The 22,368-nt window shown below is 44.1% G+C and carries 29 protein-coding genes, 1 tRNA gene, 1 rRNA gene and 1 pseudogene; 9 read left to right on the forward strand and 23 right to left on the reverse strand.

Translation table 11 applies throughout. The annotated features are described in order from the left end of the window. Window positions 1-29 precede the first annotated feature (29 nt). The 4 genes from Q0C29_RS00825 to Q0C29_RS00840 form a co-directional block, all read right to left on the reverse strand. On the reverse strand, window positions 30-530 hold the full coding sequence (locus Q0C29_RS00825; RefSeq protein WP_367173592.1) for a 50S ribosomal protein L5: 501 nt from the start codon (window positions 528-530) through the stop codon (window positions 30-32). Window positions 531-622: 92 nt separating this feature from the next. After that, window positions 623-1,336, reverse strand: coding sequence for a 30S ribosomal protein S4e (locus tag Q0C29_RS00830; RefSeq protein WP_291998764.1), 714 nt, complete (start codon window positions 1,334-1,336; stop codon window positions 623-625). Then, entirely contained in the window at window positions 1,333-1,764 is a 432-nt protein-coding gene (gene rplX, locus Q0C29_RS00835) for a 50S ribosomal protein L24 (RefSeq protein ID WP_291998765.1), read from the reverse strand. Before rplX ends, Q0C29_RS00830 begins: the two co-directional genes overlap by 4 nt. 80 nt (window positions 1,765-1,844) lie before the next feature. Continuing rightward, entirely contained in the window at window positions 1,845-2,201 is a 357-nt protein-coding gene (locus Q0C29_RS00840) for a hypothetical protein (RefSeq protein WP_291998766.1), read from the reverse strand. A 259-nt stretch (window positions 2,202-2,460) separates the two neighbouring features. Between Q0C29_RS00840 and Q0C29_RS00845 the strand changes: the two genes are divergently transcribed. Next, window positions 2,461-2,784, forward strand: a complete 324-nt coding sequence (locus Q0C29_RS00845) for a hypothetical protein (protein ID WP_291998767.1) — start codon at window positions 2,461-2,463, stop codon at window positions 2,782-2,784. A gap of 351 nt (window positions 2,785-3,135) precedes the next feature. Here the strand turns inward: Q0C29_RS00845 and Q0C29_RS00850 are convergent, their stop codons facing one another. The 4 genes and pseudogenes from Q0C29_RS00850 to Q0C29_RS00865 form a co-directional block, all read right to left on the reverse strand. Continuing rightward, window positions 3,136-3,720, reverse strand: coding sequence for a zinc ribbon domain-containing protein (locus tag Q0C29_RS00850; RefSeq protein ID WP_291998768.1), 585 nt, complete (start codon window positions 3,718-3,720; stop codon window positions 3,136-3,138). Between the two features lie 86 nt (window positions 3,721-3,806). After that, window positions 3,807-4,241, reverse strand: a complete 435-nt coding sequence (locus Q0C29_RS00855) for a hypothetical protein (RefSeq protein ID WP_291998769.1) — start codon at window positions 4,239-4,241, stop codon at window positions 3,807-3,809. Next, a complete protein-coding gene (locus Q0C29_RS00860) occupies window positions 4,222-4,371 on the reverse strand; it encodes a hypothetical protein (RefSeq protein WP_291998770.1) in 150 nt (49 codons plus the stop codon). Before Q0C29_RS00860 ends, Q0C29_RS00855 begins: the two co-directional genes overlap by 20 nt. A 206-nt stretch (window positions 4,372-4,577) precedes the next feature. Then, window positions 4,578-5,266, reverse strand: a pseudogene (locus Q0C29_RS00865) (phosphate ABC transporter ATP-binding protein); the annotation flags it as partial. Window positions 5,267-5,307: 41 nt separating this feature from the next. Between Q0C29_RS00865 and Q0C29_RS00870 the strand changes: the two are divergent. After that, window positions 5,308-5,478, forward strand: coding sequence for a hypothetical protein (locus Q0C29_RS00870; protein ID WP_291998771.1), 171 nt, complete (start codon window positions 5,308-5,310; stop codon window positions 5,476-5,478). 35 nt (window positions 5,479-5,513) lie between these two features. Here the strand turns inward: Q0C29_RS00870 and Q0C29_RS00875 are convergent, their stop codons facing one another. Together Q0C29_RS00875 and Q0C29_RS00880 are read right to left on the reverse strand one after the other, a co-directional pair. Further along, a complete protein-coding gene (locus Q0C29_RS00875) occupies window positions 5,514-5,711 on the reverse strand; it encodes a hypothetical protein (protein ID WP_291998772.1) in 198 nt (65 codons plus the stop codon). Further along, on the reverse strand, window positions 5,695-5,847 hold the full coding sequence (locus Q0C29_RS00880) for a hypothetical protein (protein WP_291998773.1): 153 nt from the start codon (window positions 5,845-5,847) through the stop codon (window positions 5,695-5,697). The genes Q0C29_RS00875 and Q0C29_RS00880 overlap by 17 nt, the downstream gene beginning before the upstream one ends. 167 nt (window positions 5,848-6,014) lie before the next feature. Here Q0C29_RS00880 and Q0C29_RS00885 point away from each other — a divergent pair, with 167 nt between their 5' ends. Together Q0C29_RS00885 and Q0C29_RS00890 are read left to right on the forward strand one after the other, a co-directional pair. Then, the gene (locus Q0C29_RS00885; RefSeq protein ID WP_291998774.1) at window positions 6,015-6,401 is read left to right on the forward strand and encodes a nucleotidyltransferase domain-containing protein; all 387 of its coding nucleotides are present in this window, start codon (window positions 6,015-6,017) and stop codon (window positions 6,399-6,401) included. After that, window positions 6,389-6,739 (forward strand): HepT-like ribonuclease domain-containing protein, encoded by a 351-nt coding sequence (locus Q0C29_RS00890; protein WP_291998775.1) that lies wholly within the window; start codon window positions 6,389-6,391, stop codon window positions 6,737-6,739. Before Q0C29_RS00885 ends, Q0C29_RS00890 begins: the two co-directional genes overlap by 13 nt. A 317-nt stretch (window positions 6,740-7,056) precedes the next feature. Here Q0C29_RS00890 and Q0C29_RS00895 read toward each other — a convergent pair whose 3' ends face one another. After that, a complete protein-coding gene (locus Q0C29_RS00895) occupies window positions 7,057-8,487 on the reverse strand; it encodes a PQQ-binding-like beta-propeller repeat protein (protein WP_291998776.1) in 1,431 nt (476 codons plus the stop codon). Window positions 8,488-9,403: 916 nt separating this feature from the next. Between Q0C29_RS00895 and Q0C29_RS00900 the strand changes: the two genes are divergently transcribed. The 3 genes from Q0C29_RS00900 (at window position 9,404) to Q0C29_RS00910 (ending at window position 12,289) form a co-directional block, all read left to right on the forward strand. Continuing rightward, on the forward strand, window positions 9,404-10,456 hold the full coding sequence (locus tag Q0C29_RS00900) for an ATP-binding protein (RefSeq protein WP_291998777.1): 1,053 nt from the start codon (window positions 9,404-9,406) through the stop codon (window positions 10,454-10,456). A 131-nt stretch (window positions 10,457-10,587) separates the two neighbouring features. Continuing rightward, the gene (gene tnpA / locus Q0C29_RS00905) at window positions 10,588-10,998 is read left to right on the forward strand and encodes an IS200/IS605 family transposase (protein WP_291998778.1); all 411 of its coding nucleotides are present in this window, start codon (window positions 10,588-10,590) and stop codon (window positions 10,996-10,998) included. Further along, complete coding sequence (locus tag Q0C29_RS00910; RefSeq protein ID WP_291998779.1) at window positions 10,985-12,289, forward strand: transposase; 1,305 nt, start codon at window positions 10,985-10,987, stop codon at window positions 12,287-12,289. Before tnpA ends, Q0C29_RS00910 begins: the two co-directional genes overlap by 14 nt. A gap of 411 nt (window positions 12,290-12,700) precedes the next feature. Here Q0C29_RS00910 and Q0C29_RS00915 read toward each other — a convergent pair whose 3' ends face one another. Further along, the gene (locus Q0C29_RS00915; RefSeq protein WP_291998780.1) at window positions 12,701-13,138 is read right to left on the reverse strand and encodes a HEPN domain-containing protein; all 438 of its coding nucleotides are present in this window, start codon (window positions 13,136-13,138) and stop codon (window positions 12,701-12,703) included. After that, on the reverse strand, window positions 13,122-13,595 hold the full coding sequence (locus Q0C29_RS00920) for a nucleotidyltransferase family protein (protein ID WP_291998781.1): 474 nt from the start codon (window positions 13,593-13,595) through the stop codon (window positions 13,122-13,124). Before Q0C29_RS00920 ends, Q0C29_RS00915 begins: the two co-directional genes overlap by 17 nt. 115 nt (window positions 13,596-13,710) lie before the next feature. On the opposite strand from Q0C29_RS00920, the gene Q0C29_RS00925 reads away from it, so the two are divergent. Further along, window positions 13,711-14,415, forward strand: coding sequence for a zinc ribbon domain-containing protein (locus tag Q0C29_RS00925; protein WP_291998782.1), 705 nt, complete (start codon window positions 13,711-13,713; stop codon window positions 14,413-14,415). Window positions 14,416-14,532: 117 nt separating this feature from the next. On the opposite strand, the gene Q0C29_RS00930 is transcribed toward Q0C29_RS00925, so the two are convergent. From Q0C29_RS00930 to rrf, 8 genes are all read right to left on the reverse strand, one after another. Beyond that, window positions 14,533-14,608: transfer RNA gene (locus Q0C29_RS00930), tRNA-Arg, on the reverse strand. A gap of 58 nt (window positions 14,609-14,666) precedes the next feature. After that, window positions 14,667-15,644: a hypothetical protein gene (locus Q0C29_RS00935; protein WP_291998783.1), complete on the reverse strand. Its 978-nt coding sequence runs from the start codon at window positions 15,642-15,644 to the stop codon at window positions 14,667-14,669. A 56-nt stretch (window positions 15,645-15,700) separates the two neighbouring features. Beyond that, window positions 15,701-16,288: a 50S ribosomal protein L6 gene (locus Q0C29_RS00940; RefSeq protein ID WP_291998784.1), complete on the reverse strand. Its 588-nt coding sequence runs from the start codon at window positions 16,286-16,288 to the stop codon at window positions 15,701-15,703. A gap of 83 nt (window positions 16,289-16,371) precedes the next feature. Next, entirely contained in the window at window positions 16,372-17,277 is a 906-nt protein-coding gene (gene arcC, locus Q0C29_RS00945; RefSeq protein WP_291998785.1) for a carbamate kinase, read from the reverse strand. Window positions 17,278-17,341: 64 nt separating this feature from the next. Beyond that, window positions 17,342-18,475 (reverse strand): SufD family Fe-S cluster assembly protein, encoded by a 1,134-nt coding sequence (locus tag Q0C29_RS00950; RefSeq protein WP_291998786.1) that lies wholly within the window; start codon window positions 18,473-18,475, stop codon window positions 17,342-17,344. A 2-nt stretch (window positions 18,476-18,477) separates the two neighbouring features. After that, on the reverse strand, window positions 18,478-19,902 hold the full coding sequence (gene sufB, locus Q0C29_RS00955; RefSeq protein ID WP_291998787.1) for a Fe-S cluster assembly protein SufB: 1,425 nt from the start codon (window positions 19,900-19,902) through the stop codon (window positions 18,478-18,480). Beyond that, window positions 19,899-20,654 carry a Fe-S cluster assembly ATPase SufC gene (sufC, locus tag Q0C29_RS00960; protein ID WP_291998788.1) on the reverse strand — a complete coding sequence of 252 codons (756 nt, stop codon included), beginning with the start codon at window positions 20,652-20,654 and terminating at the stop codon, window positions 19,899-19,901. Before sufC ends, sufB begins: the two co-directional genes overlap by 4 nt. A gap of 234 nt (window positions 20,655-20,888) precedes the next feature. After that, a 5S ribosomal RNA gene (gene rrf / locus Q0C29_RS00965) occupies window positions 20,889-21,009 on the reverse strand. Window positions 21,010-21,154: 145 nt separating this feature from the next. On the opposite strand from rrf, the gene Q0C29_RS00970 reads away from it, so the two are divergent. Then, window positions 21,155-21,319, forward strand: a complete 165-nt coding sequence (locus Q0C29_RS00970) for a 30S ribosomal protein S14 (protein ID WP_291998789.1) — start codon at window positions 21,155-21,157, stop codon at window positions 21,317-21,319. A gap of 10 nt (window positions 21,320-21,329) precedes the next feature. Here Q0C29_RS00970 and Q0C29_RS00975 read toward each other — a convergent pair whose 3' ends face one another. Continuing rightward, on the reverse strand, window positions 21,330-22,199 hold the full coding sequence (locus tag Q0C29_RS00975; protein WP_291998790.1) for a lysine exporter LysO family protein: 870 nt from the start codon (window positions 22,197-22,199) through the stop codon (window positions 21,330-21,332). Between the two features lie 21 nt (window positions 22,200-22,220). Next, the coding region (locus tag Q0C29_RS10795) for a zinc ribbon domain-containing protein (RefSeq protein ID WP_367173593.1) at window positions 22,221-22,368 on the reverse strand (148 nt) is incomplete at its 5' end.

The raw sequence follows: 22,368 nt of genomic DNA on the forward strand, positions 1-22,368 counted from the left end.
AATGAGGAAAATAACTTACATTGGGGTCTTCAGCGTTTAAGCACCCTAACCCCTATTACGTCCTGGAAGAACCTAATGGTCTCCTCCCTAGTTACCCTATGAGCCTTACCCACATCAGCCCTTGCCCTACGCCTATACTGAACCCTATATCCAGGTCTAGCTAAGGTTACTGCAACGTCGAAGCCAAATATGCCTAAGGCAGGCTCATACCTGGAGCCCGGCACGAGTATGTGCTCCCTAACCCCGAAACTCACGTTACCTGCATTGAAGCTTTCCTCCTTAAGGGTGAAGTCAACTGCAGCCAGCGCCTTAAGTAGGAACCACACGGCCTCATTCCTCCTTAGGGTGACCAGTAGGCCTATTGGTTCACCCCTCCTTATTCCGAAGTCTTTTATCGACTTATGCGCAAGCCTATAGGATGGTGTCCGCCCAGTTAACTCTGACATAACCTTAGCAGCCTTCTCAAGCCTTTCACCACTCTGCCCAATACCCATGTTCACTGCAACACTCCATATGTACACCCTCTTCATTGGGTGGCCTGCGTCAAGGGTGAACTTCCTCCAGTCTACGTCACTTGGCTTTATTGTCCTTAGGTCAATTGTGGATAGGTCAATGACCGGCATCACTCAGTCACCTTCACCACTGGTGATTCCTTACCAATAACCAGTAGGTAGTCTAGGATTGTTTTAAACTCACCCTCCTTAGCCTTAACTGTTGCTATTGCATCCCTCTTCCTAAAGGACTTAACCCAGTTAACTAATGTACCGTGCTTACCCACGTTGATACCGCTGAAGGCTATTACGTATTGGTTAGGCTGCATTGGGTAGTAATCCATTAACTTACCATCCTCAAGGTTAATTACGACGCTTCCAAGTGTCTCATACTTCTTACCCTCATCCTGCTCAACAATGATGTTTCTCCCATCATGGAGGTTTAACTGAATCCTACCCTCCTTAACCATTGTCTTATCCTCAATCCTACACACCTTAACGCTTGCCTCAGCCTTATCAATCCTAATGGGCTTCAGGAAGTTAACGGGGTCAGGTATGATCCTGTAGTATTCGCTTATTGGGGTTAACTCAACAACATCCATTAAGCCAACAGGGTACTTATAATCCCTCCTAACCTTACCATCAACCTTAACGTAACCCTTACCTATTATTAACCTAGCCTCCTTAAGAGTCCTAGCGTAGTGGAATACGTCCCTAAGAAGCACGGCAAGGGGTATGCTTGAGTAGGCTGGATGGGGGCCTGGACTTGGCTTAATCGACCACGGTAACCCCTTCCTTTCCACAGGCCACCATTCAGGTGACGTTGACCTCCTCAGGTGAGTCATGATTGACCACCCTGCTGAGGCACTATAACCTCCCTAGCACCTGCCTTAGCCTCCCTTGCCTTCCTAATCCTCTCAATTGCAGCAACCCTAATTTTATCGCTTTGATCAAGCTCCACGATGACTACCTTAGATGGGTGAATTGGGTAATACACAGCCTCACCACTGGGTTTCTTATATGAAGCGGAGTCAACGTATATCCTCATCCTCTTGTAATCAACCCTAGTTACCTTACCCCTAGTACCCTTAAAGTCCCCCCTCATTATTAGCACAGTATCCCCAACCCTAACCGGTATCCTCTTTATGCCCAATTGCCTCTGCAAATCCTTAGATAATGGTGCCGTTAATAACCTACGCCTAGCATGCCAAGGTGCCCTACTAAGCGCCTTATGCTGCTTCCTGGGTTGACTTGATGATGTTAACACAGGCATGTTATTATCCTTAAACCCACGCTTAATTGCCCTTATAAAATTAACTATAAGAGTTTACAACGTACTTGAAGTCTCGCTCTTTAGGGTGGGGAGGAGGTTAATTGAAGGCAATGCTCCTTAACCTCATTAATCAGGGACGACGCATACTGTAGGACTCTCCTTAACAATTCATTACCTATTAGGCATTCACCGCTTAAGCCCCTTAATGCCCTTACTAAGCATTGAATAACATTAATGAACTCGCCGCTTAATGAACCATTCAACTCTTGTTCAGCCACATTTAATTTAACTAACCTTAATGATTGAGTTAAGGCGTATACGCCCAAAACCTTAACTAACTCCTCATTACTAATACCCAACTCAGCAACGTCAATTATAGTGTTTTGAACCTCAGAATGAACCTTCTCAAGAAAATCCCCGGAACCGCAACTACTCATTAATCCCCTTACTAACTCATCAATATTCAGCACTAGTTGATTAAACGCATGAGTTTATAAATAAAACCCAACATTTTTACGATAAAGATGAATCCAACACTCACTTAATCCTTATAATCATTTTTAACACCTAGTTAAATTCCCAATTCCCCACATAAGGTGCAGGAGCAAAGGGAAGCCGATTGCATTATGGCTAGTGAAGGGATGGGGGAGGGTAGCTGGGAAGCTTTTTAAAAGGGGTGGTTTAATTTGGGTTCACGTGAAGATAAAGTACTATGAATGGGTTAGGCATGGTATAACTGAACCATTGTTGAAGGTTCAGATATTCAAAAAGGTTGAGGATGGTAAGGTTGTAGCTATGTATGATATAATGTATTACTCGAATAAGTTAATTACTGCATATGAGAACTCAACCTTAGATGGCCCAGTAATAGTTGAGGAGAATGATGAAGCTAATTTAGCTAACGTACTTAAATTAATCAAGAAGTACTACGATGAGGCTAATGATGACTTAATAATAAGGGGGGAGAGGTACCTTGGAGAGAAGCTTATTGAATTAATAGCACTAGAGGAAAGTGAATGACCCCACTTAAAAACATAAGTAGCCGCAACTTAATACCACTCCATAAATGCGGGGAGTCACTAATACGGTAAACCACCAAGCGGTTTCTTAACGTTCCTCAACCTTACAGTATACCATTATCCCCTGCAATATTATGAACCTGGTATTACATATTGGGTAAGTTAAAGCTTTAAGCCATTATTGAGGTTTTACCCTACGTTAAAGCTTATGGTTCTTTCTGGAAATTATAGGCATTATACTCTCCCCACTACGTACATTTCAGTGAGTTTGTTGAATGGAGATGAGAATACTTTTCTAGTGGGCCCCCATTCTATTAATTCACTTCCTAATGAATTAGGAAGCCTCGCCTTTTTAAGGCGGGGTTAGGTGTTTTATTGCCCAGTGGAGTGGTACCTTGTCTCTATCCTCACTGAACCCGCACCTTGGGCAAGCCATGATTCTTACGTGTCTCGTTTTCTCAACCAGCCTTAACCTAGCGCCGCATCTAGGGCAGATGGTGCTGTAGAGCCTCACCTCCTCCCAATAAATGCCGTACCACGACAGGACGTTTGTTAAGTATTGGGCGAAGGATCTTATAGTCCTCTGCAACGGGCTACCCCTCAAGGATTCATCACTTGGTACATCAATAAGCACTAACGGCTCCTTACCATGCCCCTTGGCTATCCTCCTAACCCTCCTGACTACCCTATCCACGGTCTGCTGGATCCAAGCCTTACTACTCTTACTCAACATCTTCCTTACCAAGGCGGAGTACGTGTTGATTTGTGCCTGTGTTATGGTGCCTTGGTTGTACAGGGTATCCCTTAGCTTCATTAACCACTTAACTTCACGCCACATAGCCCCCTTGTTTGGTGGCTTGTACTTTTCCGTCCTTATCAGCTTCCCATCCCAGTAATGGACAACAATGCCATAGGAGCTGTTGAGGTCAATCACCACGAGCAGAGGGTCTTCGGGCAACTTCACAACGTTCCTTTTGTGGAGTACTACCTGAGCTACTAGCTGGCCGTCCCTCTCAAACACTCTTACGGTCTTCTTGTCGGGTTTTCGGCTAAACGTATGTTGAGCCACTCTAAAGCCCTCTTGGGTATTTCCACCTCAATCGTCTTATTCAGCCTTAAAACAAGCTTCCCATCCTTTATGTAAGCCCCTTTATTCTCATGCAACGCGTCAACTAGCGGTAGCTTAAGCATTGTTGAGTTTGGCCAAGGCGTCTTCTCAATGCCTCTGAATAGGTACATTGGATCCTCCTCATCAATCAAATGCCACCTCCAGTAACTCTTAATCTCATTCCTTACCCTCTCCATAACGGCTTCCGAGGGCTTGACCCTAAGTCTCCTAGCCCAGTACAGGTGCGAGGCCAAGACCTGGTACCTCCTTATGAACTCTAAAACGTCGTAATCAGCCTTTACTTCTAACGTTAAGACCCTAAAGCCCTCCTCAACCTTCCGTGAGTACAACCACAATCACCTCCCTACCCTCCTCATAAAGCCTCCTAGCCCTCTCAGCCACATCCTTAGGAATATAGATTATGAACCTACCACCACCATGACTCGATATCCTACCCCTAAAGACAAACTCCACACCCATCACGAAAATATAGAGCAAAAAACTTATAAGCTTTTTGCTCCCTTAAGTTATTGGAGTTGGGTTGGGGCGAGCCTAACAGGCAATGAGCCCCAGCCTCCCCGGAAGCTGACGGCGGGGCCTGAGTAGTGATGCCTCCCCAGTGAGGGGTGCCTGAAGATGAGGGACGCCCCAGGGGCAGAACCCTCGCCCCTTAAGGGCGGGGAGCCGTCAGCATTGTATAGGAATGCAACGTAGTTAGAAATCCTCGCCGCTTGCTGTGGATTGTGAGTTACGATTATTATGGTTATGTTCCTACTTAGCTCAGTGATTAATTCCTCAATCTTTCTCGCATTAACCACATCTATCATTGAAGTTGGCTCATCCATGAGGAGGACCTCAGGTTTTAACGCTAATGCCCTAGCAATAACTAACCTCTGCTGCTGGCCACCGGACAGTTTACCAGCAGGCATCCTTAACCTGTCCTTAACCTCATCCCATAGGTGAACTTTCTCCAACACGTACTTAACCTCCTCATTAAGCTCAGCCTTATCCTTAACGATGCCGTTAGCCCTAAGTGGATACGCTATATTGTCGTAAATGCTCATGTGTGGGAATGGGGTTGGCTGCTGGAAAACCATCCCAACCCTCCTCCTTAAAGTGACGGGGTCCATTGAAAATATGTCTTCACCATTCAGGGTAACCTTCCCCTCAACCCTAACGCCTTTGTACAGTTCAATTATCCTATTTAGGGTCTTAAGTAACGTTGATTTACCTGAACCTGAAGGACCCATTATCGCAAAGATGCTTCCCCTAGTTATGCTAAGGCCGCTAATGTTCTTAATATATGCATATTACCTATCCAGACATTAAGCCTATGCACCTCTATGATATGGTTTAAGCCATTCGGGTTACTCATCTCAATCACCCCTCCTTAAAGATAACTTGACTGATAGGTAAATGCCTAATACTATTGTAGTCAATATAAGTGAGGCTGTTGAATTAGCCCTGGCACTAGCAATAACCTTAATAATGTCACTGGTGGTGATTAGTTCAAGTAAATTACCTGGTAATTTAGCCAACTCCTCTGTTGATAATACTTTAAGGTCCTACACAATAGGTCATCACTAGCATTACGCCTACTTGAGTAAATCATCGAGATAAAGTTACTTGTAACACTCAAACCTCTTAAGGCTAAGACCCTTAACCCTCAATAAGTAGTCAATTACCCTAACCTTCTGTCCCCTAGTAATCCCAGCCAAATCCAGTAAGCCATGGTCAACCGTGAGACTACAGATTAGCTTATAGTTTCCTTGCTTATCCTTCTCAACTAGTCCATTTAACTTCTTAGGATGAAAAGCCAAGGCTTAACTTTCTAAACCTGTAACCTCTATATAATCCTCTATATAATTCTGAAAAACTCTTAGGTCCTTTAGCTAGACTTACTATTATCTTTCTTCTGATCTCATGGGATAATATTTCAAATAAGTCCTCAACCATGTTTTATATTAATGATTTTTCATTTTAAAGATTTTGTAAAATACGTTAAAGTAAAGTGAAATTTACCTCATACCTACATTTACTTCATAATAAACCCTATCATTATCTATGAAGTGTTTAGTTCCTCGGTAAAACACGTGAGCGGTAACCTTAATATAAGGCTTAGTATGTCTTATAAAGTGCCTGGGCTTGAGGAGTTCCCCTGGGCTGACTATAGTGTTGAGTTCGCTATACTATTTGGCTCTAGGGCTGGAGGTAGGCTTGTTAAGGGGGATTGGGATATTGCGGTATGGCTTAGTGACCAGGATAAGTATGCGGACCTCTTGACAGCATTGGCTAAGTTCCTAAATGTTAGGGAAGAGTTAATTGACCTAATTCCGCTGAATTACAGGCTACCATGCGTCTTAATAATTGAGATATTTAGGCATAGGCCAGTGTACGTTAGGGATATTGAGAGGTACCTCGATATTAGGTTTAGGCTCCAGAACCCATGCATTGACTTCTTCATAAGCAGGAGGGTATTGGGCTTAGGTGAACCACCGTGGCGATTATAGAGAGGTTACTTAAAATAATTGAGGAGAGGGAGAAGCTACTCGATAGATATTCGCCAAGTGACCTCAGTGACTTTAGGGCCTTTTACTCTGCCTTATACCTACTTCAGACGCAGGCCCAAGCCCTCATAGACCTGGCTCAGAGGACTGCATCGTTAATGGGCATGGAGGTTAGCGGCTATGTGGATGCTGGGGAGAAGTTAATGATACTGGGTATAATATCTAGTGATGATTTAAGGTTTTATAAAAGCATAGTAGCTTTCAGGAATATGGCAATCCACGAGTATTCAACCGTGGATATTGATGTTATTAAGAGGATTATTGAAAAACAGGGAGTATAGAAGAGTTACAGAGTTGGCTAGGAGGATAGCTGGAAGAGTTAAGGATCCTTAAATATGAATTAATGATACCATTTGATTAGTGGCGCTTAGTTCATTATAATTATGCTCGCAGATGCTGAGAGTTCGGCCTTCATCGTGGCTATTAATCGCTCGGCCTCATTACTCCTCCCCGTGCTGTCTACGGGACTGGCTCTATTCGGGGACGTGGGGGGTTTCATTGGGTGCCCTCCCCAATGCCCACTTTTATTTCATGGATATCTAGCAGAATCATGTAAGAAGCATTTAATTTTTCATGGTTACTATTCATTAGGGCCACTTCACGGTTTAAAAACATGAAGTATGCCATTGTTGTCCAATATTAGTAGATAGCCATCCGTGAGTACAGGGTTTGCTGACACTGGGGCGTTAACATTATAGCTTGATAACACTTCCCCACTCTGGGCATTTATCGCATACACCATACCTGTGCTTGTTGCTACATAGACTATCCTGTTTATTGAAACTATTGGAGATGCCAATACTGCACTACCAAGCTTATCATACCATACTATCGAGCCAGTTGAGGCATTAATGGCCAGTAGTAGGCCATTACTAGTCCCTATGTATAATGCACCATAGGCTACCGCTGGTGTATCTGGGGCTGTTGAGCCTAGGTTATCTACCCAAACCACCCTACCACTCAACGACACCTTATACAGGTAGCCTGTACTGGTGGTGAAGTAGAAGTAGCCGTCACTGTAGGCTGGTGTATCAATTATGCTTGATGAGTTTAACAGGATACTCCACGCATACTGCCCAGTACCCACGTTAAAAGCCATAACTGCATTGGGGCTACTTAAACCAACAACAACCAAGTCACCACCCACAGTGGGTATCGTAGTAACAGTACCCGTGGTGTAGCCTATGGGGGCTGTTAATGAATTATCAGTCCACACAGTTGCCCCATTAGCCACATTCAAAGCCTCCATACCATCACCGCCAGCATCAATAACTAAGCCACCGTAAACCGTTATGTAGGGACCGTAAACCTCGTTGGGCAGGTTAGTGCTCCATAAATCCCCACAAACGTAACTTTCCCCATAGCTTATGCAGAGATTGGAATAGTAAATAATTCCTGGCCAGTATAGTATGGCCGTTCCGTAGGCAATAGGGATATAAATACCGTCAAATCGAGATCCAAGCGTGATCACGTTCTCTGTTTGTAGATTGTATTGAGCGACATGCCCACTTTGGCCATTGTCAGCGAATATTAATGTGGGTGAGTAAGCCGTTAGCCCCATTTCATCCCCACTGCCTATGCCTAGGTTCTCTGTCTGTATTTGCGTTAGTGTTGTTGGTCCTGTGCTGTTTATGAATCCTGCATGCGTGTAGTCGCCATGGTATTGTGTCTGTTGGGCTGGTTGGGTAATGTTAGTTAAGACTAGGGGTGGTATGCTTGTTATTGTTGTTACAGCTACCACCGATGTTGATGAGGTCACTGTGCTTGTGGCTGTTGTTGTGATTGTTGATGTTACCGTTGTTGCGCTTACTGAGGTTACTGAGGTAGTCAATGTGGTTGTTACTGTACTTAACATTGTTGTGGTTACCGTTGAGTATAGTGTCGTTGTCATTAGTTTTAAAACCGTTGAAGTTAATGTTACTATTGAGGTTGATGTAACCGAGGGTTTTATGTAATAACCCATTAAGAGCCCAATAACAACAGCAACCATAACTGTAACCCCAACCCCAATACTTGACCTACTACTCACCTAAAATCCCCTCAATGATGCCCACAGGCATCACTAATCCTTCCATGTTAAAGTTACCTTTTTAAGCTTTACTAATACAATGATTGATAAAATATCTATTATTTAATTTTATATGCAGAGTAATTTTGTAAAAATATTATAACTATTTAGCAGAGACAGTGATAATTTACGAGGTAGTAAGTATTTAAATAAAGGCTAGGTTAATTTCGGGGTCCAGCGGCTACTGGCTGGCTTTGAATGTGAGGTAATGCTATATTAGGCATTACTCTTCAATTGGTGGCTGCGAAACCATGGCTAATAATCAATGATTTAGCAATTATTATTTTAAACGCTAGTTATTTAAGCCAGATGGTGAAAAGTTAATTTAAAATGGATTTAGTATTGGTAGTAAGGTTAATAGGAATAGTAGTATCGATACTATATATGGAAGTCATTATATCAGGGAGTCACAATTCTTCACGATTCGATGAGATTAGGTTAGATGAGATTATATTCACGATTATAACTATTAGTCTCTTAGTTAATTTTATATTAGTTATTCCAGCCTTGATTCATAAATCGCCTTTAGTATGGCTCATGCTAAGGCTTAGTAAACCCACATTAACATATATAATTGAAGACACGCTAATTAACTTGTCCGCAGCCATAATTTACGGATTAATACGTGCACTAATCTTCCCTCCTCACCGCCATAAAGAGATTAAGATTTTAATTGAGTACTAGCTTGGTAAATCTCAATGAAGTCCGAGTCGAGTCATAGATCTCCTTAGACGGAACCTATTATTAAACTAATCATTGCCTTAATTGAACAATACCCTATTCAGTAACTGAATATCCTTACGTGATCAGCTAGGTTGTTAGTGGGTGATGTTTTGCAATAATTTATAAATGGGGGTATTCAGTTACTGAATAGGGTATGCTCTTCAGCCTATATCCTAAGGAGGCTAGGAGTGAATTATTTGGTAGGGATGAGGAGGTTAACTACATTAAGAGGCAGATTCATGCTGGTAATTGGGTAGTGGTGGTTGGGCAGAGGATGATTGGTAAGACTAGTGTCGTTAAGGTTGCGTTAAATGAGTTAGCCTCCGAGGGGTTTAGGGCTATGTATATTAACCTACAGGGTGTTAACTCACTTAAGACGCTACTTAACCTAATGATAAATGAGGCTAATAGGAGCATGTTGTTTAGGGATATTGATGCCTCAGTGAACTTAACCATAGGGCCCCTGGGCATAGAGGTGAGGAGGGGGGCTAGGCCCATGGGTACGCTGCTTGAGTACTTATTATCAATCAGGAGGAACACCGTGATAGCTTTTGATGAGGTTCAGGAATTAGCATCAGCATCACCTCATTTGCTTAAAATCCTAGGTAACGTCTACTCATCAAATCCAAGGGTCCACTTCATATTAACCGGTTCCTATGTTGGATTAGTAAGGACCCTACTTGAACCATCACCAGCATCACCCCTATACGGTAGGCCACCTGTGGAGGTTAGGTTAACACCATTTACGAGGGATCAATCAAGGGCATTCCTAATGAGGGGGTTTAGTGAATTAGGCATTAGCTTCAGCGGCTACGATAAAGTTATTGATGAGCTCGACGGCATTACAGGCTGGTTAACACTATTCGGTAACCTTCATGGCGTCAGGGGGCTGCCTATGAATGATGCGTTGAGTAAGGTAATGGAGGAGGGCGCTAAAATAATGGTGAATGAACTCAATAATTTCCTGAAGGGTAGAACAAATAGGGTACTATACCTAGCTGTACTTGAGGCCCTTAAGCATGTTGATAGGTGGATTGACATTAAGACGTATGTATCATTCATGCTTAGGCGGGAGGTTGACGATAGGGTTTTAGCCAATGCCTTAACTTCATTAACCAGGTTTAATCTAATTGAGAAGTACGGTGAGGGTAGGTATAGGTTAATTGACCCCATCCTTAGGAATATTAAATTTATGGATCTAAGTTAAATTGCTACAAATATCCCTTAGGAAAGTTCAGCCTTCATTGCAATTAATAGTTACATTGACAAAAGATCGGCAAGCCTTGCCCCTTCTAGGGGTGGGGTAAAGTTTTTAAAATATGAATACTTTAAAGTATTGTGGAATACAAATCAACGAGGCACGTAAAATATCTGTGTAACTACCATTTCGTATGGATTCCTAAGTATCGTAGAGACATGTTAGCTGGGGAGATTGCTGAATATACTAAAGAGGTCTTGAAATCAATTGCGGAAGAGTTAGGTTGTGAAATAATAGCGCTAGAAGTAATGCCAGACCACATACACCTCTTCGTTAACTGTCCTCCTAGATACTCACCATCATATTTGGCTAACTACTTCAAGGGGAAATCGGCTAGACTAGTCTTGAAGAAATTCCCAGAGCTAAGAAAATACACCAACGGAAAACTCTGGACTAGAAGCTACTTCGTGTCAACAGCTGGTAACGTATCAAGTGAGACAATAAGGAAATACATTGAGGAACAGTGGGGGAAAGAGGATGAAGAGAACTAACGTAGTTAAACTAATAGCAGATAAGAATACCCACGAGAAGCTGAAGGAACTAGCTATACTAACTGCCAAATGTTGGAATGAAATAAACTGGTTAAGGACACAACAATTCAAGAAAGGGGAGAGAGTAGACTTCGTTAAGACAGAAAAGGAGGTGTATAAGAAGTATAAACACGTGCTGAAGGTTAACACGCAACAAGTCGCTAGAAAGAACGCCGAGGCATGGAGGAGCTTCTTCTCATTAATCGAGGAGAAGAAGGAGGGAAAATTACCAAAGTGGTTCAAGCCAAGACCTCCAAGGTATTGGAAGGACGAAAACGGGGAGTATAGGCTAATCGTCATCATTAGGAACGACCGTTACGAGGTAAACGAAAACGAGAGAGTTATCTACCTAAAGGACTTCAAGCTAGCCTTAAAGTTCAAGGGGAAACTCAAGTGGCGTGGGAAGCAGGGAAGGTTAGAGATAGTTTACGATGAGGCTAGGAGGAGTTGGTATGCCCATATCCCAGTTGAAGTCGAAAACACGGTTGAAAACAAGGGTAATTTAAGGGCTTCAGTGGATTTAGGGATCGTTAATTTAGCTACTGTTTATGTTGAGGATGGCACATGGTATATTTTCAAGGGTGGTAGTGTCCTTGCACAATATGAGTATTATGGTAAGAGGGTAAGTGAAGTTCAGAAAGTTTTAGCTAGACATAAGCAAAAGAGGAGTAGGAAGCTTAAACTCCTTTACGATAAGAGGAGGAGGTTCTTAAAACACGCATTAAACAGTATGGTCAGGAAGGTTATGGAGGAGTTAAGGGAAAAAGGGATAAGTGAGGTTATTGTTGGTTATCCTAAGGGGATTAGTAAGAACCACGGCAATAAGCTCACTGTGAACTTCTGGAACTACGGTTACGTCATTAAACGTTTCGAGGAGATAGGAGAGGAATTGGGGATTAAGATAACGAAAGTAGAAGAATCCTACACCTCTAAGACTTGTTCCCTATGCGGGGAAGCCCACGAGGGTGGGCGTGTTAAACGTGGTTTGTTTAAGTGTCCCCGCATGGGGAAGGTAATTAACGCCGACTTAAACGCCGCAATAAACATCCTACATATCCCCGAGTCCCTAGGATCTGGGAGCAGAGGGCAACTCCCAGTGAGGGGTAGGGGTAATGGGCTGAAGACCCAGCCCGTGGTCTACCGCTGGACGAGCAGAGCGGGGTGGGTAACACCCACCAGCAATGAAGCAATGAGAATGAAGGCTGTAAACCACAAACCAATGAACCGCCCTAGGGGAACCCTCGCTCTTTAGGGCGGGGAGGAGGTCAGTTCCTTTAAGGGAATGGGGTTCATTGAGTACATCCCCACCCCACAACTGCTCGCAGTTTGTATCCTCCGACCTAGAGTTAACATAAAAGCTATAAGCCTCGCACATGTAGAATCAACTTAATGCACACTACACCTAATACACCTAAACTTGCAGGCTAGGAAAACAACACTCATTCCTTTTCCTTACTAACAAAACCAAGGCACTAGACGCAAACAAGAAGATCAATATGGTGGGCCCGCCGGGACTTGAACCCGGGTCCTACGGCTCCGGAGACCCATTTATTAGTGAAACTTACCTTGTCCAGGTGGATGCGTATAGCTGGAATGTATTAACTATGAGAATGAAGGATCATATTCTAGTGGCTTAATAAATCTTCACTATTATGTATTGCAATTAAGAATGCACATTAACGTCAAGTCCCCTTAATACAGCCTTCATGATCTCCACGGCCCTCTTAGCCATATTTAAGGCATTCTCAGCCTCATCTTTGCCGTAAACTTCCCAAGGTGTAAGTCCCCTTTCGGGTTCTCCATAGGTACTCCTACCATGCTCAGGGGCCAGTCTCCTTACAATCGTCATTAATTCACTTATTAATCCTGTGAAGTCCTTAGGAAGGTTACTCATTATCTCCTTTAACTCGTCTGAAGGGTCATGGCTCCAGCTTGGTATCCTATACACGGCTATTATGGCCTTGGCGGCGTTTTCAGAGGCTAATTGCGCATTAGCCACCGTACCCCTCCAATCACCCCTACTGAAGGCGTCACTGGCGTCCCTAAGGTAGTTAACCGCTAGCCTATATCTATAATTAACTTCATCAAGCGGATCGTACATCACCCCTCACTGCCTTAAGCATGGGCTTACCATCGGCCCTAACCCACCCATACTTGCCATCCCTAGTCCTATACCTAACCAGGCACTCACTTCCAATAAACTTAATTACCGCATCTTTAAAGCGCGTTAAGTCACCCTGCCTATCGCAGATTATCACACCATCGTAGGCTATGTTCATCGCCAGTGCCGTTAACTTACCGCTAAGCTCACTCCTCCTCATGTCTATAAGCGTGATATCGCGGTTTATGAATCGTTTAAGAACCTCATAGGCCCTAGCCCTAGTCTCAAGGCCCCTCAGGCTATTGAATAGGACGAGCACATCAACGTCACTACCCTCACCAGCCTCACCCCTAGCCCAGCTACCAAATAGCATTAAGCCTAAAAATTCATCGCCAAACTCAGACTCAAGACCCCTACACGCGTCCTTAAGCGCGTTAATCAATTCGCCAATGTTCACGAATGCTCACTAATTCATATTAAGGAACGCTTAAAAACATTATGGCGGCCAAACACCAATGAGCATTATCAACATTTGCCACAACTTAGTAGAGTGCCTTGATGCTATTTAAAAGATGGTAGACTTAACATCATTAAACGCAGCCATGGGGTTAATAGACTACGATGGTTTAATGTACATAGTGAACTATGTTAGAGACCCTGGTGGCATTAAAGCAATAGTAGGTGACATTGGTTTAAGTAACTTATTCGCGGTGACCACCACGAGTGGCTATGCCATCCTAGTGAAGGGCGGCTCCATTAAGAGTGAGTACTACTGGTGGAAGCGTGAAATAGCCAACCTGGCAATCAGTGAGGGACAAGTCATTGATGAGGTGTTCATTGGCTACCCACACATGGTTAGTCATGATAATGGTAATGAGTATAATACCAACATTTGGTGGTTTAGGAAAATAACCCAATGGCTAACCAGCAAGGCTTGTAGTATTTGTGGTGAAATTCATGAGAATGGTAGGGTACATAGGGGACTCTACATATGCTTGAGGACTGGCAGGACAATAAATGCTGATATTAATGCGTCGATGAAAATAGCAAGAAAAGTAGGCTACGAGGTAAAGGTCAAGCACAAGATACTGAGCTTTCAAGTAACAACAAACAGCACGAAACCATTAAACCCACACCAGAGGGCTAACACCCAAGACCCCCCAACATACCCCACCCTAAGGTGCGGGAAGGAGGTCATACACAATGCGGGTGGCCTAATACCTTTCCTCTCAACCACGTACCTCAAAATCTCCCTCCTAGTTTCCTTGGGAATCTGATCCAGGTCCAGGGGGATGCAATCAACTATACCCCTATTGGGGGAAAGGTACTTAATTGTTTCCGTAAATGGGGGAAGTCGAAACAGTAAATGAGGCCCATTCAACACCTTAATCTGACGGGCCCGCCGGGACTTGAACCCGGGTCCTACGGCTCCGGAGGCCGCCGCTCTAATCCATGCTGAGCTACGGGCCCTTTGCATGTATGGCTTACTATACTATTTTAGTGTTTCTCAATATGAGGTGGTGTTTAATTATGCTTTGAATCTGGCTGCGTATGACTTGAGGTTAATGTAGCCCATGTAAATCATGTAAATCATGATGGCGTACATGATTATGGTGACTAGTACTGGTGGTGAGGCGTAGAGCGTGTTTATTCCACCTATGATTAACCATAGGCTGTTTGCTATTGGTATGAAGAAAGTAACCATGAACACTACAACAACCGCCAGGGCTATAATGAGGATCATACTGTCCCTTAGGGCGTACTTAAATTCCCTACGCATGACACTCTGCTTAACCATGTAGGAGTAGGCTGATAATGCTATTGATGCAACGGCCACTGCTATAATTGGGATAACGTTAAGCACGTATATTAATGGTATGTTTCCAGCAGTCTTAGTTGGCACAGTGAGTACCAGCGATGCTGATACGAAGGCTATTAGGGCTATAATACCTGTGAAGAATCCGTATAGGTAGTAGTTAGCAGTCTTGTCTAATGGGGACTTCTCCTCGGCCTTAACTTGAACTGGTTGAATGGGTTGACTCATTGGTTGGTTCCAAGACTGCTGCAGTTGGGTTAACGGTACTGGCTGTACATCAGTTTGGTTAACTATGACTATATCACCAATGGAGCTAACTTTATCCACTGGCACGGCAATGTAGCCTGTTGGCCCAATTATCCTCAAGTAAACAGTACCCTCATAATTGTATTCATCGTAAACCACGCCTAACGCCTTACCGCTCACTGTGTAGGCGTATTTCCTGACTGTTGCACCAGGTACTATGGGTATTGCGTCCCTTGGGTATACTGAATTGTCCACTATGACAATGTCGCCGATTACCTTAACTAAGTCTACTAATATTGGGGCTTGAACAACATTAGACCTAACAAGGACGTAAAGCTTCCCATCCTGCCCAGTGTAAATGTTGTAGGCGTACCCAATGAACCAACCATTCTCCGTGTATACTTGCCTACCTAATATTAATGAAGGTTCCTGGTTCTTCTGCACAATTGCCGTTATTCAAGGTGTAGTTAAATATTTTCCGCATAATTATTTACGAGAACCTACTGCTTAATGTTCTCTGAGGCGTACACGTATATGCCGTCTAATATGCCTGGCGCTGATTCTCTGCCATGGGGACTTGGCCTATTCTTACCCCTGAGCGTGGTGGCTAACTCAATGTTGGCTGCGAATTGGCTAACTAACTCCTTATCAATACCCTCCACCACCACGTCATCCTTAACCACCTGAACCTTAACACCCTGCGGTATTTGAAGCGTTATTTTAGACCTTCTACCTAGGAAATTCTCTATGACCACGCTATTACCCTGAACCTTAACGCTTATTGGGAAGTGAGCGTAAACCACCTTAAGCTTATACCTCCAGCCCTTCGTCACCCCAATTATCATGTTCCTAATGTGCCCAGCCACGGTGAATACCATTGACTTAGCCTTCCTATCCAGTGTAAAGCCCTCCACTACTACTTTACCATCCCTTAAACTCATGAACACCGGTAACCCCTTAAACTCCTTGGTTACTGAACCCAGTGGCCCCTTAACCGTTACCCTGTAGTTCAATTCCCCTCCCTCAACACTAATGCTCACTCCCTCAGGCACCTCAATGACCTCTGATAAGTAAGGCACCTTAGCCATTACGTTAGGTTACCCCTAGGCCTTAATAAGCTTAATGCTACACTTAAGTATTAACCCAGGGAGGCAGGGTGGTTGAACGCCTCTTAAGGTAGTATGATCGTCCCCGTAGCCCCCTTGATTAATTCACTTGCCTTACCCAACCTACCTATGTAGGCTCTTTTACCACCACCCTCAATGAATCTAATTGCAGCCTCCACCTTGGGGCCCATGTTGCCCTCGGGGAATTGACCATCATCATAGTACCTCCTTAATTCATTAATGCGTATTGTGGTTAGTGGCCTTTGATTAGGTTTACCGTAGTTTAAGTACACGTAATCCACGTCACTCAGTATCATTAATTCATCGGCGTTAATACTATTGGCAAGTAGTTGAGTGGCCAGGTCCTTATCGATAACGGCCTCAACACCCTCATGATTAATAACAGGTACACCACCACCCCCAACTGCAATAACTATGTTGCCGTTACTGATGAGTTGCCTAATAACGTCAGCCTCAACTATGGATACTGGCCTTGGTGATGGAACAACCCTCCTCCAGCCACCCCTAGGGTCCTTTTTGAAAACCCAACCCTTAACCTCACTTAACTCAATAGCCTCCGCCTCACGGTAGGTTGGTCCAATGAACTTAGTGGGGTTTCTGAAGGCATCATCATTACTGTTGACGATAACCCTAGTGACTACGGCAACCGCCCTAGTGCTTAATCCCCTTCGCTTAGCCTCATCCTCAATTGCGTTTACGAGAAGGTACCCCATCCAACCCTCCGTGGCTGCAACGGCCATGTCTAGGCTTAGTGAATCACTAATCCTCTCAGCTATTAAGCCAACCTGGGGGCCGTTACCGTGAGTTACAACTACCCTATAGCCTAATTGAATCATGTCCACAATGTCGACTGCAGCCTCCCTAACAGCCTCAAGTTGATCCTTAGGTGAACCCACCCTTGAGCCAGTCTTGGCGAAGGCATTCCCACCTAGGGCGATAACCAGCATCATAACCTAGGCTCGGTGTTTAAATATTTATATATTTTCCTTAATTAGAAATAAAGTAAGTAGTGAATCATATTCTAAGTAGTTTAAGCAGTGAACTACGGATGTACTTAACACTACTTGTGAATTCACCATTAATGTTATCTAGGAAGCCCATAACCATGTCATAGACTATAAGCTTAATTGCCTCCTCCCTACTTAGGCCCCTCATCCTAAGGTACAGTTCCTGCTCCTCATCAAGGGATGCGTCTGATGCTGAATGCCTAGCGCCATTAACATCACCCGTATCAACCATTATGACTGGTACTGACATGCCTACTGCGTTACTTGAACCTATGAACACCTTACCCTCTATGTTGGTGGATGACCACTTCCCATGTTCACTAATCCTCCCAAACCCCCTATGTATCACTGTGGCTGAATCCAATGCAATGGCTCTTGTGATGGAGTTGCTTATTGAGTTTTCACCATAATGCATTAGGTTCACCATGTAGTCAAGCCTAGAGGAGCCTGACCCAACTTCAAGTGAATTAACGTTGACTGATGATTCCCTCCCCTGTAGTACGTAATCCTCCCTGTGGTGGGTCATCTTTCCATTAACGATTATTGAGTATGAATTAACCATGGCCTTAACCCCCTCGTTAACCCTAATTAGGTTGAAGGCTGGGTCAACGTTAACTGAGTAGACTAGTAGATTCACCACAGCCCCATCGCCAATATTCAACTCAGTAATGTTGGTTCCACAGCCCCCATTCCCAATAATGCTTAGGAACACGTTGGCTAAAGCCCCCTCATCAACGTTTATTATAACGTGGTTTGAATGCATTTCATTACTCTCACCACTGTAACTCATCATTACCTTAACGCTACTGTCCGATGAGTTGCCTATCCTTAATGATTGTATCTCCCTTACGTTAACGAAGTGCCTCGCTATTATCCTCGACTCTGAGGGGTCTATGCCTGTTGCCGCATCATTACTAGTTAATTCACTTCCCTTCACCAGGAGGCCATTGTGAACAACAAGGTCGTATTCATTAAGCTCAATTGGAGGCGGGGGTGAATTACCATTGCTTGACTCAACGCAATTATCGAAGAGGCTCCACTGGGTGTAGTATTTCACTGTTGGGGAATCCTTAATTAACTGGTATGGTATTCTACCTGCTAGTTCCCTAGCCTTAACCCTAAGCTCCTCAGGTATTAACATGGTTAAGCCACCTTGCCGTACTTACTGAACTCTAGGCTAATTACCCTGTTTAAGACCATGGCGTACTCGAAGGGTAACCCCTCAGTTACGTCACTTATGAAGCCCAGCACTATTAGGCTCTTAGCCTCCTCCTCACTTAAGCCTCGGCTCCTCAGGTAGAATAACTTATCCTCATTAATCCTACCGGTGTATGCCTCATGGGTCACAACCGCGGTATCCTCGAATACTTGGTCATGGGGAATCGTATAAGCCTTAGACTTCTCATCAAGTATTAGTGAATCGCACGCCACATGGGACTTAACGTACTTAGCACCCTTCCTAACATACACAACCCCCTTATACACTGCTGTTCCACCGTTGGCTGATATTGACTTGTTCACTATTTTAGAGTACGTGTTTGGCGCATCATGTATAACCTTAGCTCCATTCTCCTTAATGTGCCTGCCATTAGCCACTGTTATACCCGTTATCTCGGTTCCAGCCCCCTCACCCTTCAGTATTGTTGATGGGTACACGAAACTAGCCATACTACCTATGCTTGCCTCAACCCACTCAACCTTAGCGTTCCTCTCCGCAATAGCCCTCTTATTATTGAAGTTTATGACGTTCTTACTCCAGTTTTGAACAGTGGTGAACCTTATCCTAGCCCCCTCGTGGGCGTATAATTCAACCATACCATCGTGGAAACTGTACTTACTGAACCTTGGGGCTGAGCAACCCTCAATGAAGTGTATGTAACTGTTCTTATCAGCTATAAGTAACGTGTGCTCGAATTGACCCTCACCGGCGTTACTGATTAGGAAGAAGGCCTCAATTGGCGCCTCAATCCTAACCCCAGGTGGTACGTAGACGAATACTCCGCCACTCCATAATGCTCCATGGAGTGCAGCGAACTTATGTTCAGGTGGGAATATTTTCATGAAGTACTGCTTAACCATGTCTGGGTACTTCTGCACAGCCTCCTCCATGGGCATGACTATTACACCCTTCTCCTCCAATTGCTTCCTAATGTTGAAGTATATCATTTCTGAGTCTAATTGAGCACCAAGGCCCATTAACGCCCTCGCCTCTATTTCAGGTATGTTCAATGATTCATAGTACTTCCTAATCTCAGGCGGTATGTCGTCCCAGCTGCTAGCCCTGTTAATGTCTGGTTTAGCGTACGTTGAGTACTCCTCAAGGTTAATGTTCTCTAAGACCCAGTTAGGCAGCCAGTTTGGCGCCGGTAGTTTATTGAATAGTTCAAGGTTCCTTAACCTAAGTCTCCTCATCCAGTCGGGCTCATTCTTAGCCCTAGATATCTCATCAATTACTTCACTGGTTATCTTACCCTTAATCTCAATACTCCTCCTAATTGGCGCATCCCTACTAAGAACCTCCTCAGGCGTTAAACCCTCCTCCACTAGGCTACGTAAATCCTGCTTCATTTAGACCTCACCCTCAGGAAGTTCTCGTAACCCACCTTCTCAATCTCCTCCACTAGCTCTAACCCACCCTCGGCAATTATCCTCCCCTTGCTTAAGACCAGTACCCTAGTTGGCTTAAGTGTGTGGAGGATTCTGGCACTATGGGTGGTTAGGACAATGCCTGTCCCTGAGTTAACTAGGTTAAGTAACGCCTTACCAACGGCGAAGATTCCGTCAACGTCCAGTCCTGAATCAGGCTCATCAATTAAGGCTATCTTAGGCTTAACCATTAGTAACTGAAGAACCTCACTCCTCTTCATCTCACCCCCACTAAAGCCATGGTTAACGCCCCTGCTTAAGTGGGCTGTTGTTAACCCAACCTCCTGAACACTCTTAACTAGGCTACTTACGAGGCTTGGTGGAGCTGGATCAGTAAGCTTCTTACCATTCATTTTATTAACCATTGCCGTTATGAGCGTTGATAACCTAACCTCAGGTACAGCAATTGGGGTTTGGAAGGCAACCATTATACCCTTCATTACCCTCTCCTCAGGGAGCAATGTGGTTAAGTCATCGTTATCGAGGATTATCCTACCTTTAACAATGGTATACTTAGGGTGGCCGGCAATAGTCATGAATAGTGTTGTTTTCCCACTACCGTTAGGCCCCATTAACGCTAAAACCTCACCACCCTTAACATTAAATGACACGTCCTCTACAATAATCTTACCATCAACTGAAACCGTCAGGTTCTCAACCTTCAACTCAGCCATACTTGGTACCTCAGTACACCCCTACGTGACACCTATTTAAAACTTTTCGTGGGAGTCACAAATATCATATTTATAATTACACCTTTGCATTATTAAACTAAACAATGAAGGTACGGGAACATAGCCGTCATCCCTCCTTTGCAAGCATCCTACCGACTCCCTTTATCCTGCTAATGAGCGTGGATACTGAGGATGCCTTAATCTTTAGTAATATGGATTAAAGTGAAGATGCCCCACCCCCAGCACGGGCCTTTCCCACGGCCTCGCGGACCGCAGTACTCAGCACCGCGGTGGGGCGTTTCACTTCCAGGTTCTGATGAGTCTGGGTGGGTCCACCCCACCTATGGCCGGGTTATGGGGCAGTTAGCGTAGTGGTGCAGTGCTTTTAAGCATTACTAATCATTCAATGTTATATGCATGAATACTATTCCCTAACTCAACTTGGTTAATCGGTTAAGTCGCAGAAATGCTTTTATAGTGTTTCTCAACACCAGCATCTCGTGGGTAAGATTAAGCCTAGTAGAACTAGGGAATTCGGTAAGGGTTCCATTAGGTGCGTTAGGTGTGGTACTCATGAAGCTATAATAAGGAAGTATGGGTTAATGCTGTGTAGAAGATGCTTCAGGGAAGTGGCCCCTCAACTTGGGTTCAAGAAGTATTACTAAAATAATTTACTTAGATTGTTAGAACTAATGGGACAATTATCGGTACAAGTATTGTGAGTAATAGACCATTTGATATTGACGCCACTGAGTAATCCTTACCCAGTACTGATACGTAAACTGGCAGCGTATCATCCATTGTTGTTGCGCCACCAATACTTATCAAAGCCTGGGGACTGCCTGGTATGAAGGGTACTAGAATGAAGGTTAACTGCTCCCTAAGGAAATTGGAGAGGAATGCAAGTAAGCCGTAGTATGGCCCCGCGTATAGTGCAACCACTGGTCCAGTGAACGTGTACCAACCCATACCTAAGGCTATGGCTAATGACGTGTTCAGCCTAATGTTAAAAATAAATGATAGTAATGAACCTGCGATTACGCTGCCTAAGAGCGCGCTTACCCCGGCCTGCACTCCAATTCTTCCCCCAGCAATAAGTGACTTAATGCTCATTACCCTACTTGAGGATAAGCCAATAATCCCCGCCAACGCTATTAACTCAGCCTCAACAATACTGCCTACGCCTACTACATGGAGGACTGCGCCAAGTAACCAACCCACAGTTAAAGTTACTATGAATACTAACGGTGCCTTACTCATAGGCCTAAATGAACCATTACGCCGCCTCTCCCCCATCATAACCCCCACTACGTATGATAACGCCACCGATAATAACGCATACGTTAATGAGTAGGCTATGAGAAACCCAGCCCCACTTACGCTTGTTAATTGGCCACCGCCCCACAGGCTTATTGTGAATATTAGAATTATGACAATAGGCATCACCAGCTTATCCGAAGCCTTACTAACGGCCACTGGAGTTAACTTACCAATAATTATTGATGCTGCAAACACCACTATGAACATAAACCCACTTACGTTCATTAAGGTCAACTGATTAAGACACTATTTATCACTGAGTTTGAGTTCCTTAACCACATAGCCGCATCTTGAGCATGTCCTTGAGGTGTCCCTTGGATTCACTAGCCTAAACTCCTTACCGTACTTAATCATTTGCCATTGTATGATGCTTCTAAGCTCATTGAATTCAACG

The sequence above is a fragment of the Caldivirga sp. genome (assembly GCF_023256255.1).
Classification (GTDB): domain Archaea; phylum Thermoproteota; class Thermoprotei; order Thermoproteales; family Thermocladiaceae; genus Caldivirga.

Bases quoted from the DNA above. Each gene is read 5' to 3' on its own strand.
- Q0C29_RS00925 (WP_291998782.1), top strand. From the start codon at position 13,711: ATGGTAGACTTAACATCATTAAACGCAGCCATGGGGTTAATAGACTAC.
- Q0C29_RS00885 (WP_291998774.1), top strand. From the start codon at position 6,015: ATGTCTTATAAAGTGCCTGGGCTTGAGGAGTTCCCCTGGGCTGACTAT.
- Q0C29_RS00840 (WP_291998766.1), bottom strand. From the start codon at position 2,201: ATGAGTAGTTGCGGTTCCGGGGATTTTCTTGAGAAGGTTCATTCTGAG.
- Q0C29_RS00950 (WP_291998786.1), bottom strand. From the start codon at position 18,475: ATGTTAATACCTGAGGAGCTTAGGGTTAAGGCTAGGGAACTAGCAGGT.
- sufC (WP_291998788.1), bottom strand. From the start codon at position 20,654: ATGGCTGAGTTGAAGGTTGAGAACCTGACGGTTTCAGTTGATGGTAAG.
- Q0C29_RS00900 (WP_291998777.1), top strand. From the start codon at position 9,404: ATGCTCTTCAGCCTATATCCTAAGGAGGCTAGGAGTGAATTATTTGGT.
- sufB (WP_291998787.1), bottom strand. From the start codon at position 19,902: ATGAAGCAGGATTTACGTAGCCTAGTGGAGGAGGGTTTAACGCCTGAG.
- Q0C29_RS00830 (WP_291998764.1), bottom strand. From the start codon at position 1,336: ATGACTCACCTGAGGAGGTCAACGTCACCTGAATGGTGGCCTGTGGAA.
- Q0C29_RS00975 (WP_291998790.1), bottom strand. From the start codon at position 22,199: ATGAACGTAAGTGGGTTTATGTTCATAGTGGTGTTTGCAGCATCAATA.
- Q0C29_RS00880 (WP_291998773.1), bottom strand. From the start codon at position 5,847: ATGGTTGAGGACTTATTTGAAATATTATCCCATGAGATCAGAAGAAAG.
- Q0C29_RS00860 (WP_291998770.1), bottom strand. From the start codon at position 4,371: ATGGGTGTGGAGTTTGTCTTTAGGGGTAGGATATCGAGTCATGGTGGT.
- Q0C29_RS00940 (WP_291998784.1), bottom strand. From the start codon at position 16,288: ATGGCTAAGGTGCCTTACTTATCAGAGGTCATTGAGGTGCCTGAGGGA.
- arcC (WP_291998785.1), bottom strand. From the start codon at position 17,277: ATGATGCTGGTTATCGCCCTAGGTGGGAATGCCTTCGCCAAGACTGGC.
- Q0C29_RS00910 (WP_291998779.1), top strand. From the start codon at position 10,985: ATGAAGAGAACTAACGTAGTTAAACTAATAGCAGATAAGAATACCCAC.
- Q0C29_RS00825 (WP_367173592.1), bottom strand. From the start codon at position 530: ATGAAGAGGGTGTACATATGGAGTGTTGCAGTGAACATGGGTATTGGG.
- Q0C29_RS00915 (WP_291998780.1), bottom strand. From the start codon at position 13,138: ATGTACGATCCGCTTGATGAAGTTAATTATAGATATAGGCTAGCGGTT.
- Q0C29_RS00870 (WP_291998771.1), top strand. From the start codon at position 5,308: ATGCCTAATACTATTGTAGTCAATATAAGTGAGGCTGTTGAATTAGCC.
- rplX (WP_291998765.1), bottom strand. From the start codon at position 1,764: ATGCCTGTGTTAACATCATCAAGTCAACCCAGGAAGCAGCATAAGGCG.